Origin of the sequence: Edaphobacillus lindanitolerans (genome assembly GCF_900156305.1) — a bacterium.
GTDB lineage: Bacteria > Bacillota > Bacilli > Bacillales_A > Planococcaceae > Bhargavaea > Bhargavaea lindanitolerans.
Window position 1 is genome coordinate 481,374 of record NZ_FTPL01000001.1, and the last position, 16,534, is coordinate 497,907.

Below are 16,534 nucleotides of genomic sequence, written 5' to 3' on the forward strand. Positions count from 1 at the left end.
AAAAACTGCAGGCAAAGGAGCGAATGCACCCACTTTGTCTGCAGTCCGGCACTCGTAAAAGAGTGCCTTTTTACATCTGTGATCAGAAGCCCTGAACCCCTTTGCCCGGGTTGCCCGGCTGGACCGGATTTACGACCGGCTTGCCGGGATTGGCAGGCTTGCCGGGAGGATTGCCCGGCGTGACTGGGTTGCCCGGTGTTGCCGGCTTGCCCGGAGGATTACCCGGCGTCACGGGTTTGCCCGGATTTGCAGGCTTGCCGGGAGGGGTGCCCGGATTCGGATTGCCCGGCTTGTCCGGCTTTTCCCCTTTCGGCAGTTTGCGTTCGATGGAAACCGTCTGAACTGTTTCATGGCCGCCCAGGTCTACCACTTTGAAGGTATAATCGAATTTCCCTTCGACAAGCGGCAGCGTCAGCTCGATTGTTTCATCGAAGTTCTTCTTGCCGTACGGCTCGCTCAGATCATTGGCGAACACTTCGCTGTCATTCACATAGATTCGGATGTCGTCAAAGTTGTCTTTCACCCGGAGCGACACGCCGACTTCCGCTTCCTCCGTCTTCTTCGGAAGGTTCGTCAGAATGCTCAGCTCAGCCGGTGAAGAGTCGACGAAGAATCGGCGCATGATGGACATTTCATTGCCATGCTCGTCCTTCGCAGCGACCTTCACCGATTGGAAACCGTCCTCGAGTGTGAGCGTGTGGGAGAAGTTGCGACCGTCGAATTCGGCCGCTTTCTCGCCGTTCACCGTCACGGACACGACTTCCGATTCGTCGGTGACGTAGCCGTTCACCGTCACTTTTCCGTTGTCATAGACGGAGAAGTTGGCCGGATCGTTGATATAGATGACCGGAGGATCTTTTTCCGCAGGCTCGTCCTTCAGCTCGTAGTCACGGTGATTTTTGGCGTAATCCCAGACACGTGCCACGAGAACATCGTCCTCGCCCACTTCCTGATCGACAGTGAACTCTTCCTCGTCAGGGGAAAGCATTTCTACCTCCTCTGTGGCCGGGTCATCCGTCAGCGACTCACCATTGAGCAGCACTTCCCAAGCCTCAACGCCGGTGCCTTCGTCACGGAAGTCGGAAGCGATGATTTTGCCGTTGTCCAAATCGAAGTCGGCTTCCGGTGCAGCCGTGTCGACCTTTACAGGGAACTTGATGGACTGCCACTCGGCGCCTTCATAGTCGATGACCGCTTTCAGCTCAATGAAGTACTGACCGTCCTTTGCAAGCTGTCCGTTGACTTTGCCGTCCCACGCATAGTTCATGCTGTACGTATACGGCGGATTGGTCTCGGAATTGATGTAATGCTTCCGGAGGTCTGCCGCCGTCCGGATCGTGCGCACTTTCTTGCCGTCTGCATCGAGAACGTTCACTTCCATCTTCTTGGCGTTCCGGAACAGGGAGTAAACCGGGGTGACCTGGTCACGGAGACCGTCGCCGTCAGGGGAGAATCCGAAACGGTCCTGGTCGAAGTTCCCGCCGCCGTCGATGAAGTAACCTTGTTCATCCGCAAGCGCAGTGTATCCCCAGTACGTGCGTGCATCCCATGCGAAATAATCAAAGATCGGAGCATCATCCCAGCTGCCGTTGAATCCGAAGAACGGAACGGAGAGCGGAACATTGCCCGTCACTTCTTCATCCGGATCTTCAAGGAAGACGAAGCCATCCACGAAGAATCCGTTCGTGAAGTAGTCTTTCAGGTACTCGATGCCGGACAGGTCGATCGTCGCATCGATGGTCACCGTTCCGTTGGCCGGTACCGTGACCGTTTCCGGTCCGTCGATTTCCGCTTCATCCGTCAGGACCATGGACCCGATCAGATTGGATGCAGTGATCAGGTCCTCGCCTACATCTGCCAGGTTGTCCGCCTGCACCGCGTACGAGACGTTGTACGTCTTCTCTTCATCAGAGAAGTTCTCGGCCGTCAGAGCCAGCCGGATTTTGTTGTCCTTGATCTCTTTAAGCGCGACTTTCGCTTCACCGGTCGCCTTGTCCGTCACGAGCACATCGGTGTTGAGGGCATTCGCAAGCTGCATCAGCCCGGCGCCCTGTCGCCGAGGCGAAACATAATCGCCCTGCTCCTCATCGAAGATGACCGGAGCAGCAGTGTTCATGAGCAGTTTCTTGGTCATTTCAGAGCGTTCCCGGCCCGTCAGGCCAAACTCTTCATCGATGCGTTCGAAGAGGAGGGCCGCCCCGCCGGCAACATGGGGAGCCGCCATCGATGTCCCGCTCATGATGCCGTACTGATTGTTTTCAAGCGTGGAGAAGATATTGCCGCCCGGTGCTGTGATTTCAGGTTTGAAATCCAGGTTCGGTGTCGGTCCCCACGAGGTGAAATCACTCATCTGACCTGCTTTTTCGTTCGGTGTATCCACGTATTCCCCGTCGAATGTCACGGTCACATCCTTGCCCGCCTTCAGGGCATCGGCCATCGAAACGCCGTCCGACTGAAGAATGGACATGTACGGAATCTTGATCGCCGGGTCGGAGGCCATGTTGATCGTGCCGGCTGCATTGTTGTAGATGATCACGCCGGCAGCACCCGCAGCCTGTGCGTTCAGCCCCTTTTCCGTGAAGGCGATGTCGCCGCGGGAAATGAGGGCATATTTTCCGTTGAAGTCTTTGCCTTCAAAATCTTTCGGATGACCGAAGCCGGCATCCTCCACTTCCATTCCTTGATGATCCAGCTTCACGGGATCTGCGTCATTTGCAAGCATGTACCCGCTGCGCTTTTCCGCTCCGTCGATTGCATAGGCGAAGCTCATCGTGCGGATCATATCGTTTTCAAACGAGGCAACCCCGAGGGAATCATATGATACGCTCGGTGATCCGGTGAGTCCGTAATCCTGGTTATCCGCGTAATTGTAATAGTAGCCGTCACCATAGAGCGCCGAGTTGCCGGCAGAGATGGAGACGAGGAGGCCGTTTTCCACCGCACGCTTCACGGCCTGCTGTTCAGGACTCTTGTCGTCAACATATCCCGCAGTCGAACCGAGGGACAGGTTCAGGACATCCGCACCGAGTTTGATCGCATCGTCCATCGCCTTGACGTAGACATCCCCGTAAGTGGACGGGTAAAGCGGATCGTTTCCGAACACTTTCAGCGCGAGAAGCTGTGCCTCCGGTGCAATCCCCTTGATGCCGCCGTTCTCTTCATCACCGTTTGCACCGACTGTACCGGCCACGTGCATGCCGTGCATCGATGCATCCGGAGCGATGTCCCGGATGATGTCGTTCTCATCCATATAGTTGTAGCCGAACGGGACCTTTTCCGTGTAATACTTACCGCCGTGCAATTGGCCGGCCGAAAGCTCCCGGTCAATGTCCGCCTTCTTGAGTGCTGCGGAGGAAGCGTCTGTCAGCACCATGTCTTTATGTGCGGGGTCGATGCCCGTGTCGATGACCCCCACGACCATGCCTTCACCCTTGAAGCCATACTCCTCCCAGAACTGGCGGGCCTGTACGAGATCCTTCGATGAAACCATTTCCGGCTTTTCGACCGGACGCTCATATTCCGTTGCTTCGTAAACCGCCTTGACGCCCGGAAGCTCTGAAATGACTTTCGCTTCCTTCGCCTTGACGTTTGCCGAGAATCCGTTGAAGACGGTCGTGAACTCCTTCTTCACTTTCATGCTCGGCGCCTTCAGCTTCGCCGTCTTCATGACGTTCTGCTGCGACTTCTTCAGTTTTTGCTGTGTCTGCTCTTTCTGGGACTTCGAGAGTTCCTTGTAGAGGACGCCTTTGTTCGTCGCTTCCTCAATCGCCGGCTTTTCCGCAAGCTCGACGATGATCCGAATTTCTTCCTCCGGCTTTTCCGGTTTTTCGAGCTTTGCCGGAAGCTTTGTGGAAGGCTTCTCAAGCGTCAGCTTCGGTGACGCGGCCGGTCCCTTCCCCGGCTGAGGCGCCGAGGCGAATGCCGTCGTGCTGAGCGCAAGAACGAAGACCAGTGCCAAAAGCAGTACCCGCTTCATCTTCCTCAATCTTTTTCCCCCTTGCCGTTCGAATTTCACCCTTTTTAAATAGAGTGGCAATTATGAATTTATCATTATCTGCATTTATTTGGTATGCATCCTTTTATCTAACTTTCTAGTTTCTGCATAGTCTATTAGTCTTTTGGAATCATCTCGGGAAGAGTCTAAAGTCCTTGTCCGAGTGAAAGAGGAAATGAAAAAAGCAGCCCGCCGGAGGCTGCTTTCACTTTAAGACGTTCTCTTTGCCAATCTTCTCAAGAAGACCGCTTTTACTCAAAAGGACCCTCTTTTCTGCCGGCAATCCTTGCAGAAGGATCCGGATGCCGTTCAGAGCGGCTTTATCCAGGACTTCGGACATGGCTGCGACTCCGCCTGCATCAAGGGCCGTCAAGCCTTTCATCCGGAGGATGAGGGCATTCGGTCCCTTTTTAATTTCCTGATCCAGTTTCAGCTCAAAAGCCCGCACAGTTCCGAAGAAAAGAGGACCGCTCACTTTGACGGAAGTGAACAGGCTGCCGGGCTCCACATTTCCGGACAGGTAATCCTCTTTTTCTGCAGGCTTTACCTGCAGCACGAGCTTGCCGCTCATCTTCCGGAGGAACATGATCACAGCAAGGAGGAAGCCCGCCTGGACGCCGACCGTCAGATTGACGGACACGGTCAGCAGGAACGTCGCTAACAGAACGGCGGAGTCTCCCGAGCGCAAGCCTGCAATCTGGGCGAACGGCCGGATTCCGCTCATGTTCCAGGCGACGAACATAAGGATCGGGGCCATGGCCGCAAGCGGGACGTGCGAGGCAAACGGAGCAAACAGGACGAGCACGAACAGGACGAACACACTCTGGACGACACCCGACATCGGACTGACCGCTCCGGAACGGATGTTTGTCGCCGTCCTTGCGATGGCACCGGTCGCCGGAATTCCGCCAAACAGCGGGGTCACCATGTTGGCGACCCCCTGCCCGAACAGTTCCCGGTTGGATCTGGCCGTCGGTCCGCCCGCCATGCCGTCAGCGACGACGGCGGACAGGAGCGATTCGATGGCACCGAGCGCGGCAATGATCAGTGCAGGCTGCCAGAGCTCTACGACTTTCTGGAAGGTGAGCTGCGGAAAGGAAAACTCCGGAAGCTTCTGCGGGATGCCGCCGTACGCCGTCCCGATCGTCGCCACCTGCCCGGGATAAAAGATCGATGCAATCAGTGTCGGGATGAGGAGAGCAATGAGGAACGCCGGGACTTTCGGCGCAAACCGGGTCAGGAGGACAATCACAGCGAGGCCGGTCACCGCCGTAAGAACCGACAAGAGGTTAACCGTGCCGATGCTGCGAAGGATCTCCAGCATGTCCCGGTGGAAAAACTCCTGTTGTTCCACACCCTCCAGTCCGAGAAAATTGCCGATCTGACCCGTGAAGATGATGACGGCAATCCCCGCAGTGAAGCCGACCGTCACTGCCCGCGGGACGAAATGGATGAGGTCGCCGACTTTCAGAAAGGACATGACGAGCAGAAAAACGCCCGCCATGAACCCTGCAACAAGCAGGTCTTCATACCCGTACTGGAGTACGATGCCGAGCAGGATGGGGATAAATGCACCCGTAGGACCCGCAATCTGGAAACGGGATCCGCCGAGCAAGGCTACGAGCAGACCTGCGATGACCGTTGTGTAGATCCCGTATTCGGGCTTCACGCCCGATGCAATCGCAAAAGCCATCCCGAGCGGAATGGCCACGATGCCGACGGTCACGCCGGCGACAATGTCATGCTTGACCGTTTTGCGGTTCAGCAACTCAAAACGGACATCTTTCAACATTCAATTCACTCTCCGAATAGTATTTTGCAGGCGCAGCGGTCGTCACCGCGAAAGAAATATATTGCTATAGTCTTTCATATAAAAATCCATGACTTAACGCCTTGTAACCTTATTGTAATGTAACTGTAACCTAACTTCATAGACTCTTCGATATAATAAGAGCGAGATTATCGATAGAGTTAGCTAGAAGACATAGAATCGACCATATAAAACCAAAAAAATCTACGGGGGGAAATTACAAAATGAAAGTTAAACATCTGGCGTTTTCTGTTTTAACAACTGCCGCCCTTGCCACCTTTGTCGCAAATGGTGAAGCCGAAGCCTCTTCGAATACATATAAAGTCAAGTCGGGTGACTCTCTCTGGAAAATCGCAACCGAACATAAGCTGAGTGTCTCGGAAATCAAGAAAATCAACAACCTGTCCAGCGATATTATTTTCCCTGGACAAAACCTCAGCCTTTCCGGCACATACAAAGCCCCGGCCAATAATCAAAGCAAACAACAGACAAGCACCGCAAAGCCGGCTTCTTCCGCTTCTGCCGCTTCGGGCAGTGTCTACACCGTCAAGCGCGGAGATACGCTCAGCCGCATTGCCGCAAATAACGGAATGTCCGTAGCGAACATCAAGAAATTGAACAATCTTAAGGGAGACCTGATCCTGGTCGGCCAGAAATTGAAGCTTTCCTCATCGGCTTCAACTTCATCTTCAACATCGGCGAAAGCTCCGGCACAGACGTCCAAACCATCGTCCCCGGCTAAAGCACCTGCAAAACTGGCGACCGGCAGCCAGACTTACAGAGTGGTCTCCGGCGACACCCTTTCCAAAATTGCCGCACGCCATAAAACGACAGTGAAGAACCTGCAAGCTTTGAATAACCTTTCAGGCACAACGATCTACGTCGGCCAGACCCTGAAAGTAAACGGGACTGCAAAAGCAAACGGCAAAACAGACAGCGGAAAAGTGATCCAGACATCCGCTCCGTCAAGCACGGCGTCAACAAGCAACATTGTAAGCATCGCCAAAAAGTATCAGGGCGTCCCTTACAAATGGGGCGGCACTACACCGTCCGGATTTGACTGCAGCGGCTTCATCTACTATGTTCTGAAGGAAGCAGGCCTCAGCAATTCCCGTGCTACGGCAGCCGGCTACTATGACCGCTCGTTTTCCGTAAAATCTCCTCAGGCTGGTGACTTCGTGTTCTTCCGGGGCACATACGGCGGCGCGAATAACGTGTCCCATATGGGGATTTATCTTGGAAACAACCAGTTCATCCATGCAAGTTCTTCACAGGGCATCACGATCTCAAATGTGAATGACTCGTATTGGAAAAAGTTCCCTAGGGAATTCAAAAAGCACTACTCCCAGCTGTGATCATAGAAAGAAGGCGACAGCCGTTGCTGTCGCCTTCTTTTTTATTTTCTCGACTTTAATACTTTCAGTAAAAATTGGGGGATGACCAGAAATCGTTTGAAACGGCTCGGTTGTCGAAGCAATCTGTAGAGCCATTCCAGATTCAGCTTTCTCCAAAAAAGCGGCGCCCGTTTGATCGTCCCCGAGAGAACATCAAAACTTCCCCCAACCCCCATATACACGCCATCCGGAAATTCCGGTAAGTGATCATAGATCCACTGTTCCTGTTTTGGAAAGCCTAAGGCAACAAACGTCATATCGGGTTTGCTTTCTATGACGTGATCGGCCGCCTGCCGGCCGTTCCCATGATAACCATCCCTATCCCCCACCACTTGAATGCCGGGGTATTTTTCATTCAATACCTCTACTAATTTGGCCAGCACCGCCGGTTTTGCCCCGTAAAGGAAAACCCGCAGTTTTTTCGCACTGGCCATTTTCAGCATTTCTTCCATCAGTTCGATTCCCGGAATGCGTTCTTTCAGGGGCAGCCCAAGAATCCTCGCCCCTACGACCAATCCGATTCCGTCGGCCACTTTCAGGTCTGCAGCTTGTATGGCTCTCAAATAACCGGGATTGCTGTTGGCATACATGACGATCTCCGGGTTCAATGTGGCAATGAACATTTTATCTTTTTTGTTCAAAGCCGCATCCACAATCCCCAGTGCCCCGCTTTTTGTCAGATCATCAATATCTACATCGAATAATTTAACCTTATTGCCCATAAAATCTCTCACAGCCTATAACAATATATTCCCTTGGATCAAGGTGTGTTCTCTGTTCTTTTAAGGTTTACCGGTTTCTTCTTAACTGTTCAACAAACTCCGACATGCGTTCCATTGCAAGCCGGACTTCCGCTTTTGGCCTTGCATAGGAAATTCGGATGTACCCTTCTCCGTAATCAGTGAACGCACTGCCGTGCACAACGGCGACCCCTGCCTCGGCCAACATCCGGAGTGCAAAGTCTTTGGAAATGAGCGGAAACTCCTGGATGGATGGGAAAGCATAGAACGCCCCGTTCGGCTTCACTGTAGGCAATTGCATCCGATGAAGGGCATCCAGGACAATGCTGCGGCGCTCCAGGTTGATCTCGTTCATTTTATCCGGTGCCGTTGCCGAGCCGCCGAGTGCCTCAATCGCTGCATGCTGTGACGGGGTTGGCGCGCAGATGGTGTTGTATGCGTGTATCCTCACAACATAGTTCATGATGTCGGCAGGACCAAATAAAAAGCCGATTCTCCAACCGGTCATTGAATGGGATTTCGAAAGACCGTGGATGAGAAATAGCCGATCCCGCAATGCCGGATACTTTCCGAAAGAAGTGTGGGAGACTCCGTAAGTATTCTCGCTATAAATATCGTCGGACAAAATAAAAACAGGATGCCGGGCAAGCATCTCAGCAAGCGAGTCCATTTGATCTTGCGGGATCATGACACCGGTAGGATTGGACGGATTGTTGAAGATGACAATCTTGGTCTTCTCGGTGATCAAGGACTCGAGCTGTTCCACATCCGGCACGAACCCGGTCGGACGGGTATCGAGATAAACGGGTTTGGCGCCTGCCAGCTTGATCAGCGGCTCATACCCCGCGAAGATCGGAACGGGAATGATCACTTCGTCACCCGGCTCCAGCAATGTGCGGAGTACGGCATCCATTGCCCCGCTTGCACCGGCTGTGACGACTGTCTCGGTGTACGGGTCATACTCAAATCGATACTTACCTCCATAGTACGCCGAGGCAATTTTACGGAGCTCAGGAAGCCCTGCGTTATGGGAGTAGCCTGTTAAGTCACCCCGGATTGCCCGTTCGCCCGCCGCTTTCACCCCTTCCGGCACAGGGGTGTCCGGTTGTCCGACTGTCAGGTTGATCGCACCCGGATATTCAGGGATCAAATTCGAGATCTGACGGATTCCCGACAGTTCCGTGTCCAGTGCCCGGCCATTGATTGATCGTCCCATCTCCATCCTCCCTTTTCGCTCTTAACCAAGAGTAGCGCAATCATCGCTCAATGAAAAGTCATTCCATCAATGAATAGCGTATCTATGTTCTATGCCGATGAAACCATTCTTATTACTGCGGTCAGGGCTCAACGATCCCCGACTTCAACTTCAACACGTCTTTTTCTCAGAAGGTCTTCCGCCGCCCCGCTGCCGAGGAGGACACCGAGGATGATGAAGAAGAGACCGGCGAGGTGGCGTGCGGTGATCGCTTCGCCAAGGAAGAGGGCCGAGCCGGCGAGTGAGACGAGCGTGTTAAGATTCATGAAGATGGCCGCTTTTGTCGGACCGGCCTGTCCGACAGAATAATTGTAGAGCATATGGCTGACGGCAGTGCCGAAGATGGCGCTGACGGCGAAGACGAGCCAGAACGACGGCGGGACGCTTTGGAATGCGGCCAGTTCGCCGGGCTCCGCAGCGAGGCTGATGACGAACAGCGTCGAACCGCCGAGTATGAGCATGTAGGCGGTTAGCAGCCTCGGGTCAATTGTGGCAGCGGCTTTTGCGACGATCAGGAAGCTGAGCACCTGCACGAAGATAGCCAGGAAGATGTACACGTCCCCTCTGGAAATGCCGGACAGCCCGCCGTCTGCCAGGACCACCGACGAGACGCCGAGGAGTCCGAGGAGGACGCCGAGCCATTGGATCTTCGTCGGGGAAACGCGGATCAGGATGGAGGAGAATACGGCTGTCAGGAACGGACCGGTCCCGAGGATCAGTCCGGCGTTCGTGCCGCTCGTCATCGTCAATCCGTTGTTCAGAAAATAGTGGTGTGCCACCACATTCAGAAGCATGCCGGGGATGATGTATTTCCATTCCGAACGGCGCGGCATGCGGACGATCCGGAGGGAGCACAGGATGAGGAAGACAATGACCCCCGCCGAGAAGATCCGGAAGGAAGTCATCGTGACGGGCCCGACGTATTGAAGCAGATACTTCAGCATCGGCAGGTTGAGTCCCCACGCCACCATGACAAACGTCAGGATGCCATAAATTTTCCACATGCCGTCTCCTCCTCACCGGTTGAATATTCTTTCATTATATCGGATCATGACGGGCCGTGCGGCGTAAATTGAAAAAACGTCCTTAAGAGAGGACGTTTCTGAACAGCAGCTGATCCAAATCACTATTTTCGTACACCGAGGCAGTATTGGTAAATCGCAGCAGTTGCCAGGCAGTCACCAATGGCATCGTGTGCACGGTGTTCCAGACGCAGGTAATGAGCAAGCGTTCCAAGTTTATGGTTCGTCGTTTCGGTAATGACTTTCCGGGCGAGACGCACCGTGTCGATGACGGTATATTCGGGGATGGTGATCCCTTCGATGGCGTCAAGTGCATAAAGGAAGCTCATGTCGAATGCGGCATTGTGGGCAATGATCGGAAAGTCACCGATAAATCCGATCAGATCACCGATGACCTCCTCAATGGCCGGCGCATCGGCCACCTGTTCATTGGTGATTCCCGTCAGTCTGGTGATGGTCGGCGAAATATGCCGGCGGGGATTGACGAGTGTCTCGAAGCACCCCTGCTGTTCGTGACCGATGTATTTGACAGCGCCGATCTGGATGATCTTGTCTGCTCCCGACCGGAAACCGGTCGTTTCAAAATCGAGCACAACGTAGTCGGCCACTTTGCGGACGGACGATTTATATTTCTTCGGACGTGCGGGCGGCCGCATGCGTTTGATCTGTTGGTGGACTTTTTCTTCCAGCAGCTGCTCGACTGCCCTCTTCTGTTCCTCCACGGAAACCACCGCCTCCCCAAACTAGTATTCTTCCTCTTCCCGATTATAGATTATTATAAGCCTTCTGTAACAATAAAAAAACCGCCGCGGGAATGGAGACCCCTCGGCGGCAAATATCATCAATTGAATGCAGTGAATGTGCCCGACCCGGCCGCCGTGAATGCAGCGGTGCCGTCTTTCACTTTGAGTTTGTACACCGTACCGGACTCGCTGTCCCGGGCGGTCAGCTTGTTCGTCTTGCCGACCCCGCTCAAATCAACCGGGATCTCAATTTCCAGCTTCTGCTTCTTCTTGCCTGTGTTCATTTCGTCTCCTGCTTTGTCGTAGAAGTGGATCGAGAATGCTCCGGAGATGGCCGCAGACTCATTCGAGTCTGCCTTTCCGAGTGCAATTGTCACCCCTTCTGCCGCGCCGCCCAGCTCTTCGACGAGTTTCTTGTCCGCCGTGAAGCTGAGTCCGTCACTGATGACCGTCAGGCCTTTTTTCGCGGCGACGATCCGGTCGAGCTGCTTTTCGCTGAACTGGACTTCCGCTCACCGCAAAGTGGAATAGTCATTTTGGACTTATCAAAATAAAAAAACCGCATTCTCCAGAGAAGTCTCCGGAAAAAGCGGCGGTTGCGGTATTTAGTTTTCTTTTACTGTCACGTCAAGCGTGCCGTCATCGAGCAGCTGGGCGAAAAATACCTGCTCCGGCCGCGAGACTCCGTGCTTTCCAAGTTCCTTGAGCAGCCATTCCTCCGATAAATTGTACTCCTTCAGATTCTTTCGGACGATCTTCCCGTCCGAGATGATTTCAGCCGGCAAATATTTCGACGGCCCGGCGCCGACATTCACATCTTTCTTTGTCGCCGGCATGTTCGGCCCCTTGAGCAGCACGCTGAGCGCACCGTTCGTCTCGAGAATCGCATATCTAACGTCTTTCACGAGGAACACTCCGTTTTCACGGAGCATCATATTCAGGTCATCCAGATGGAGCTGGACGGACTTCATCGCCTTTTCATCCAACCGGCCGTCTTTGATGACGATTGTCGGCTCGTTGTCCAGAATGATCCGGGCTCCGGGCCATTTTAGTGAAATGAGGCTGAGCACCACAGTGAGCAGCGTCCAGGTAACGAGCGAGATCAGTCCGTCAAAAAACGGTGTTTCGCTCTCCCCCGCGATATTTCCTGCGATGGAGCCGATCGTGATCCCGGTCACATAGTTAAAGAATGTCAGCTGGCTCATCTGCTTTTTGCCGAGAAGTCGTGTGAGCAGCAACAGCACGGCAAAGGTCACCGCCGACCGGAGTACCATTTCCCAAAAATCCACTCGCAGCCAATCGTCCATGTTTCACCCTCCCCCGAGCAATCCTCCTCCCATCTTTCCTTTAATGGCATGGCTTTATTCACGGGACTACTCATCCGGCCATCAAAAAACCGCCGCCCCCTCGGGGGCAGCGGAAATATACGTCCATTCGATTTTTGTCGGTGAGGTTAAGCGAGCGGATCATTGAAACGGTCACGGTCCATACGATCGCGGTCACGTGCAAGGTCGTTGACGTCATTTGTCAGCGGACGGCGGCTCGCGAAAAAGCTGTCTTCCACCTCCGCATTGCGGTCGACGAGAACGAGGATTTTGCCTTCATTGAAATACGTTTCATAGCGCTCGGCCTCGTCTTCCGGAACACCCATCCCGATGAGCGCGCCCGCCAGGCCGCCCACGCCGGCACCTGCCGCGGCACCGGTGAGCCCGGCGACAATCGGGCCGGCCGCCACAATCGGGCCGATCCCCGGAATAGCCAGTGCCCCGAGCCCGGCAAGTACCCCGCCGAGGCCGCCGAGCACGCCGCCAGTCGCGGCACCTGTCGCAGCTCCTTCCGCTGCCTTCGTGCCGGTTTCCTCTGAAATCGCATCCACCTGTTCATTGTTCTGTGAAATCACCGAAATGTCCTCCGCTCGATATCCTTGGCGCTTTAGGTCCTCAATCGCATCAATCGCCTCGTGTTCTGTGTCATAATAACCAACTACTCTGCGTTCTGCCATTATCCAACGCCTCCTTTTGGTCTAGTTTGAGATTACCCGGTAGGGAGACTCGTAAACCTGAATGGAGGCCGAGATGAAAGAGGGAAATCATGCCAACGAACTCCATTCGCTCCGCCGCCGCCACTGTCAGTCCAATGAAAAAACCGCCCGCAAAAGCGGACGGTTCCCGTATTTTCATTCGACCCCGAACAGTGTGAAGCGGACATAGTCCTGCCAGCTCGTGGCCGTCCATGTTGATTTTGATGGCCATTGGAGCGGCATCGGGAGGATGACCGGAGACGGCGGGGCATACCCTCCGATTCTCGGTTTGTTGACGACAAGGTCGCCTTCGTACAGGCCGTCAGTGACGATGCTGTACCCCTCCAAGTCGAACGGGGTCATGACCGGGACCTTCACGGCGTGGCCGTTCCGGTCGATGATGGTGGCGAGTGCTTCATTGAGATACTTGCCTTCAAGTGCGTCTTCCTTCACCGCAATGGAAGCCGGGGCTTCCTCGGTGTGGATGACCGCGTTGGCGTTGTTGGCAAACGGAAGCCGGCTGACATCAGCGTCGGTCGATATCCGGACCTCGTAGTAGGCGAGCGGATTGTTCACTTTTTCCCGGTCGAGCTTTTGGTAGGCATCCAGCCATTTCGACCCGTTCGCCTCCACCCGGGAAACGGAGAGGACGGTTCCTTCGACCGCGCCTTCGATGCCCGGTGCCTGGATGTACACCCGGTCATCCGGCGTAATTTTCTGCCACTCTTCTCCTGTGGCATAGGTGAGGAACTGGCGGTCATCCGTGTAAATATCGACGGCGAGCCGTTCACCGAGACGGTGTACATCGGCAACGGTGCCGTCCACCGGGCTGATGAGTGCCGGGGAGTCCGGACTCCGGGCCAGCTGGGCTTCGACTACTGCCAGCTGGCGCCGGACATCGGAAAGTGCATTGTCGACCGCGGCGATTGCGTGAGCATAGGCGCCGTCCTGGGAGACGTCGACATTCACGTCCACGTTCAGGCCGATCTCCACTCTGTCGGCATCAGTGCCGGTGCCCGATGAACCGCTGCCTTCGACACGGTCACTCCGGTTGGAAGAGGAGCGGGCGTCGGACTGCGCCATGCGACGTGTTTGTTCAAGGTCGCGCTTCGTCGCATTGAGATCAGATTCCTGCGCCTTCAGCGCAGCCCGCTCCGACTCCCACACCGAACGCTGGCCATCTGCCCGCTCCGAACTGAGCGTCGCGATTTCCTGCCCGGCGCTCACCGGATCCCCTTCTGTGACGAGCCACTGCTGAACGGAAGAATCGTTGTCGACATATGCCGTATACACATTCCCCGGCACGACGAGTGCTTCCTTTGCCAGCTTGTCCGCGTAGTCTGCGGCGACCATCCGGTCAGTCCCCTGGACATACACGTACTTCGGAATTGAACTCTTGTCGCCGAACAGCAGCACGGCGTTCGTCGCAACGAATGCCGTGACCGTGATGGCCACTGCGATGTTCCAGAATTTATTCAACAGCGGCACCTCCCCCGAACAGCTCCGTGAACAGGCGTTCCGCCGGAATCAACCCGATGAGCGACGTGATGACCGCCATCGCGACGTTCAGCCCGATAAGCAGCCAGAGCAGACTTCGCTTCGCCTCCGGCAGATAATACCGGATAAACCGGAACTGAAACGCTATGACAATCGCGGTCCCGATCGACAGCTGGTTGAGGAAGTAGATCAGGAACGGATAAGTGAGGAATGTCGCTGCGAGCGGACCGAATGACAGGAAAGAAACCGGCGCTGCCGCACCATTCACGAGAAAGACGATGAACACGAGCAACTTCTCGAGGAGAAGGATGCCTGTAATGAACAACTGCAGCACGACAAGCTTCCGGTAATGGATCCCTGTCAGCTTATGTAAAATGAACGAGATACCGTACAGATGGAACGCCGTATAAACAACCGCCCACAACATCGAACCGGCGAGGGACATCATCCGGGCAAGAGCAAATGTCTCGTCGTCGCCGTTGGCGGTGATCGGTGTCAGCCCGCGTGTACCGATCCCCCACATATTCATCAATGCATAAAGGATCAGTGCGGAGATGAACAGACCGACGACCCGCAATCGGAACCCCCTCATCGTGCTGTTGTCCAGCCGCTCCACCAATGTGCCCTGGTCGGTCAGATACCGCCAGAACTTGAAGTCGAAAAACATATGCCCAATTCCCTTCCGGCCATGCAAGGTTGATAGACTGCCATATCATCCACTTTACCAAAAGACGGCGTTTTTGTAACCAGTCAAACAGACCATGCCCGGGGAACTATGACAAAATTTTGTTCAGGCAGACCGCTTTCGGCAGAAAGTTCCCGCATATCCCCCTAGGAATACGGCGAATCGGTGGGAATGGAAGGAATCCGGGTCATTTATCGGCACAGTCGCAAGGATGAAAACTTGACGGGCACGGCGGTTTGGGCGGCTGCACCGGGCTTCCGGGGTCATTTTTCCATCATAAAAGCCCGCGGGAGCTCCGCCGGGCTCTGGTCCATATCGGGTTGCCATGGCGTCCGGGCTGCACGGGGTTGTTCCGGTCATTGGCCATTCAGTTGCCCGGCAAGGCGATGGAAGCTGTCACGGTCGCCTTCTGCAAGTGCACGGTCGATCAAGTTCATGAGGTTGGCGCGCTCGAACTCGGCGATGAGCACTTCCGCTTCGCCGGGTTCGATGAACATCGGATCGCTTTCCATGATGTCTGCCCCTTCGAGGATGTCTTTCAGATGGGTGTGGATGTCGGAGATCAGCAACAATTGATAGAGCGGGAGCCGGATGAACCGGCTGCCTTTTTGGAAAACGAAGATTTCGCCGAGATTTTCTACTTGGAGGTTTAGGAGATTGATATGGATCTCCTTGCCTTCCGACGGGATAAAGTGGAACAGTTCTTCCCCTTTTTTGATTGTGAAATACTGATATTCGAAGACGAGTCTCACCCGTGTTTGTTCCTGTGTCATGTAAAAAGGCTTCATTCGTTGGATGTGCAGCATGGGGCTCCCTCCCTTTATCGCAATTTTCAATACTTTCATTTTACCATAATTATATGAAAGCGCATACAGAAAAATCCGGGCTATCCAGCCTGTCCCCTCCATGCCTTTCTTTTATTCCTTCTGCCGTCCCCTTTTGCCGTTTCCGTCCTTTCCGTTCAAAAAGAACCCGAATCGGTTTTCCCCGTACTCCAGCACATACGAAGACATGAGCCGTGGACCCAGGATCCTGAATCCTTCGCGGTATGCGGGATGTTTCTCAAAGACGATGCTTCCTTTCCTCAGGTCGATTTCCACGTCCGTGAGCAGGATAGGGCCGAACAGCATATAGGGCACAGTGCCGACTGGGGCATCCCCTTCCTGGATGACCTGTATTCTGCCGTCGCCTGAATCCCGCCTGATCAGCCGCCAATTTCTATTTTCCCGTGTCACCGTCGGATTTTTGATGATAATTTCATACCGGGCCATGCCCACGCCTCCCTTTCAGTTTCAACAGCTTTTCCGGCATCCGTTCAATTAACAGCAGGGCCAACTGCAGAATAAAGCGGGCCGTCATTTTTGTACCAATAAA

General features: G+C 54.4%; 14 protein-coding genes. 1 reads left to right on the forward strand and 13 read right to left on the reverse strand.

Translation table 11 applies throughout. The features are described from left to right. Nucleotides 1-82: 82 nt before the first annotated feature. A complete protein-coding gene (locus tag B0B07_RS02295; protein WP_144264301.1) occupies nucleotides 83-3,976 on the reverse strand; it encodes a S8 family serine peptidase in 3,894 nt (1,297 codons plus the stop codon). Nucleotides 3,977-4,199: 223 nt separating this feature from the next. Continuing rightward, nucleotides 4,200-5,786, reverse strand: a complete 1,587-nt coding sequence (locus tag B0B07_RS02300; RefSeq protein ID WP_076756750.1) for a SulP family inorganic anion transporter — start codon at nucleotides 5,784-5,786, stop codon at nucleotides 4,200-4,202. 242 nt (nucleotides 5,787-6,028) lie between these two features. Here B0B07_RS02300 and B0B07_RS02305 point away from each other — a divergent pair, with 242 nt between their 5' ends. After that, nucleotides 6,029-7,159: a C40 family peptidase gene (locus tag B0B07_RS02305; RefSeq protein WP_076756751.1), complete on the forward strand. Its 1,131-nt coding sequence runs from the start codon at nucleotides 6,029-6,031 to the stop codon at nucleotides 7,157-7,159. A gap of 41 nt (nucleotides 7,160-7,200) precedes the next feature. On the opposite strand, the gene B0B07_RS02310 is transcribed toward B0B07_RS02305, so the two are convergent. From B0B07_RS02310 to B0B07_RS02360, 11 genes are all read right to left on the reverse strand, one after another. Next, complete coding sequence (locus B0B07_RS02310; RefSeq protein WP_076756752.1) at nucleotides 7,201-7,920, reverse strand: WecB/TagA/CpsF family glycosyltransferase; 720 nt, start codon at nucleotides 7,918-7,920, stop codon at nucleotides 7,201-7,203. Between the two features lie 67 nt (nucleotides 7,921-7,987). Next, nucleotides 7,988-9,154, reverse strand: coding sequence for an aminotransferase class I/II-fold pyridoxal phosphate-dependent enzyme (locus B0B07_RS02315; RefSeq protein WP_076756753.1), 1,167 nt, complete (start codon nucleotides 9,152-9,154; stop codon nucleotides 7,988-7,990). Nucleotides 9,155-9,282: 128 nt separating this feature from the next. Continuing rightward, nucleotides 9,283-10,197, reverse strand: coding sequence for a DMT family transporter (locus tag B0B07_RS02320; RefSeq protein WP_076756754.1), 915 nt, complete (start codon nucleotides 10,195-10,197; stop codon nucleotides 9,283-9,285). A gap of 122 nt (nucleotides 10,198-10,319) precedes the next feature. Then, the gene (locus tag B0B07_RS02325) at nucleotides 10,320-10,937 is read right to left on the reverse strand and encodes a 3'-5' exonuclease (RefSeq protein WP_234982231.1); all 618 of its coding nucleotides are present in this window, start codon (nucleotides 10,935-10,937) and stop codon (nucleotides 10,320-10,322) included. 119 nt (nucleotides 10,938-11,056) lie between these two features. Further along, the gene (locus B0B07_RS02330; protein ID WP_076756755.1) at nucleotides 11,057-11,335 is read right to left on the reverse strand and encodes a hypothetical protein; all 279 of its coding nucleotides are present in this window, start codon (nucleotides 11,333-11,335) and stop codon (nucleotides 11,057-11,059) included. A gap of 228 nt (nucleotides 11,336-11,563) precedes the next feature. Then, nucleotides 11,564-12,265, reverse strand: coding sequence for a YetF domain-containing protein (locus B0B07_RS02335; RefSeq protein ID WP_084186506.1), 702 nt, complete (start codon nucleotides 12,263-12,265; stop codon nucleotides 11,564-11,566). Nucleotides 12,266-12,411: 146 nt separating this feature from the next. After that, nucleotides 12,412-12,960 carry a general stress protein gene (locus B0B07_RS02340; protein WP_076756756.1) on the reverse strand — a complete coding sequence of 183 codons (549 nt, stop codon included), beginning with the start codon at nucleotides 12,958-12,960 and terminating at the stop codon, nucleotides 12,412-12,414. A gap of 174 nt (nucleotides 12,961-13,134) precedes the next feature. Further along, complete coding sequence (locus B0B07_RS02345) at nucleotides 13,135-14,457, reverse strand: HlyD family secretion protein (RefSeq protein ID WP_076756757.1); 1,323 nt, start codon at nucleotides 14,455-14,457, stop codon at nucleotides 13,135-13,137. Beyond that, a complete protein-coding gene (locus B0B07_RS02350; protein ID WP_076756758.1) occupies nucleotides 14,450-15,142 on the reverse strand; it encodes a hypothetical protein in 693 nt (230 codons plus the stop codon). Before B0B07_RS02350 ends, B0B07_RS02345 begins: the two co-directional genes overlap by 8 nt. A gap of 374 nt (nucleotides 15,143-15,516) precedes the next feature. Next, complete coding sequence (locus B0B07_RS02355) at nucleotides 15,517-15,966, reverse strand: IDEAL domain-containing protein (protein WP_076756759.1); 450 nt, start codon at nucleotides 15,964-15,966, stop codon at nucleotides 15,517-15,519. Nucleotides 15,967-16,077: 111 nt separating this feature from the next. Continuing rightward, nucleotides 16,078-16,431: a hypothetical protein gene (locus tag B0B07_RS02360; RefSeq protein WP_076756760.1), complete on the reverse strand. Its 354-nt coding sequence runs from the start codon at nucleotides 16,429-16,431 to the stop codon at nucleotides 16,078-16,080. Nucleotides 16,432-16,534 lie beyond the last annotated feature (103 nt).

Coding starts and splice junctions, on each gene's coding strand:
- B0B07_RS02295 (WP_144264301.1), bottom strand. CDS start 3,976: ATGAAGCGGGTACTGCTTTTGGCACTGGTCTTCGTTCTTGCGCTCAGC.
- B0B07_RS02300 (WP_076756750.1), bottom strand. CDS start 5,786: ATGTTGAAAGATGTCCGTTTTGAGTTGCTGAACCGCAAAACGGTCAAG.
- B0B07_RS02305 (WP_076756751.1), top strand. CDS start 6,029: ATGAAAGTTAAACATCTGGCGTTTTCTGTTTTAACAACTGCCGCCCTT.
- B0B07_RS02310 (WP_076756752.1), bottom strand. CDS start 7,920: ATGGGCAATAAGGTTAAATTATTCGATGTAGATATTGATGATCTGACA.
- B0B07_RS02315 (WP_076756753.1), bottom strand. CDS start 9,154: ATGGGACGATCAATCAATGGCCGGGCACTGGACACGGAACTGTCGGGA.
- B0B07_RS02320 (WP_076756754.1), bottom strand. CDS start 10,197: ATGTGGAAAATTTATGGCATCCTGACGTTTGTCATGGTGGCGTGGGGA.
- B0B07_RS02335 (WP_084186506.1), bottom strand. CDS start 12,265: ATGGACGATTGGCTGCGAGTGGATTTTTGGGAAATGGTACTCCGGTCG.
- B0B07_RS02340 (WP_076756756.1), bottom strand. CDS start 12,960: ATGGCAGAACGCAGAGTAGTTGGTTATTATGACACAGAACACGAGGCG.
- B0B07_RS02350 (WP_076756758.1), bottom strand. CDS start 15,142: ATGTTTTTCGACTTCAAGTTCTGGCGGTATCTGACCGACCAGGGCACA.
- B0B07_RS02355 (WP_076756759.1), bottom strand. CDS start 15,966: ATGCTGCACATCCAACGAATGAAGCCTTTTTACATGACACAGGAACAA.
- B0B07_RS02360 (WP_076756760.1), bottom strand. CDS start 16,431: ATGGCCCGGTATGAAATTATCATCAAAAATCCGACGGTGACACGGGAA.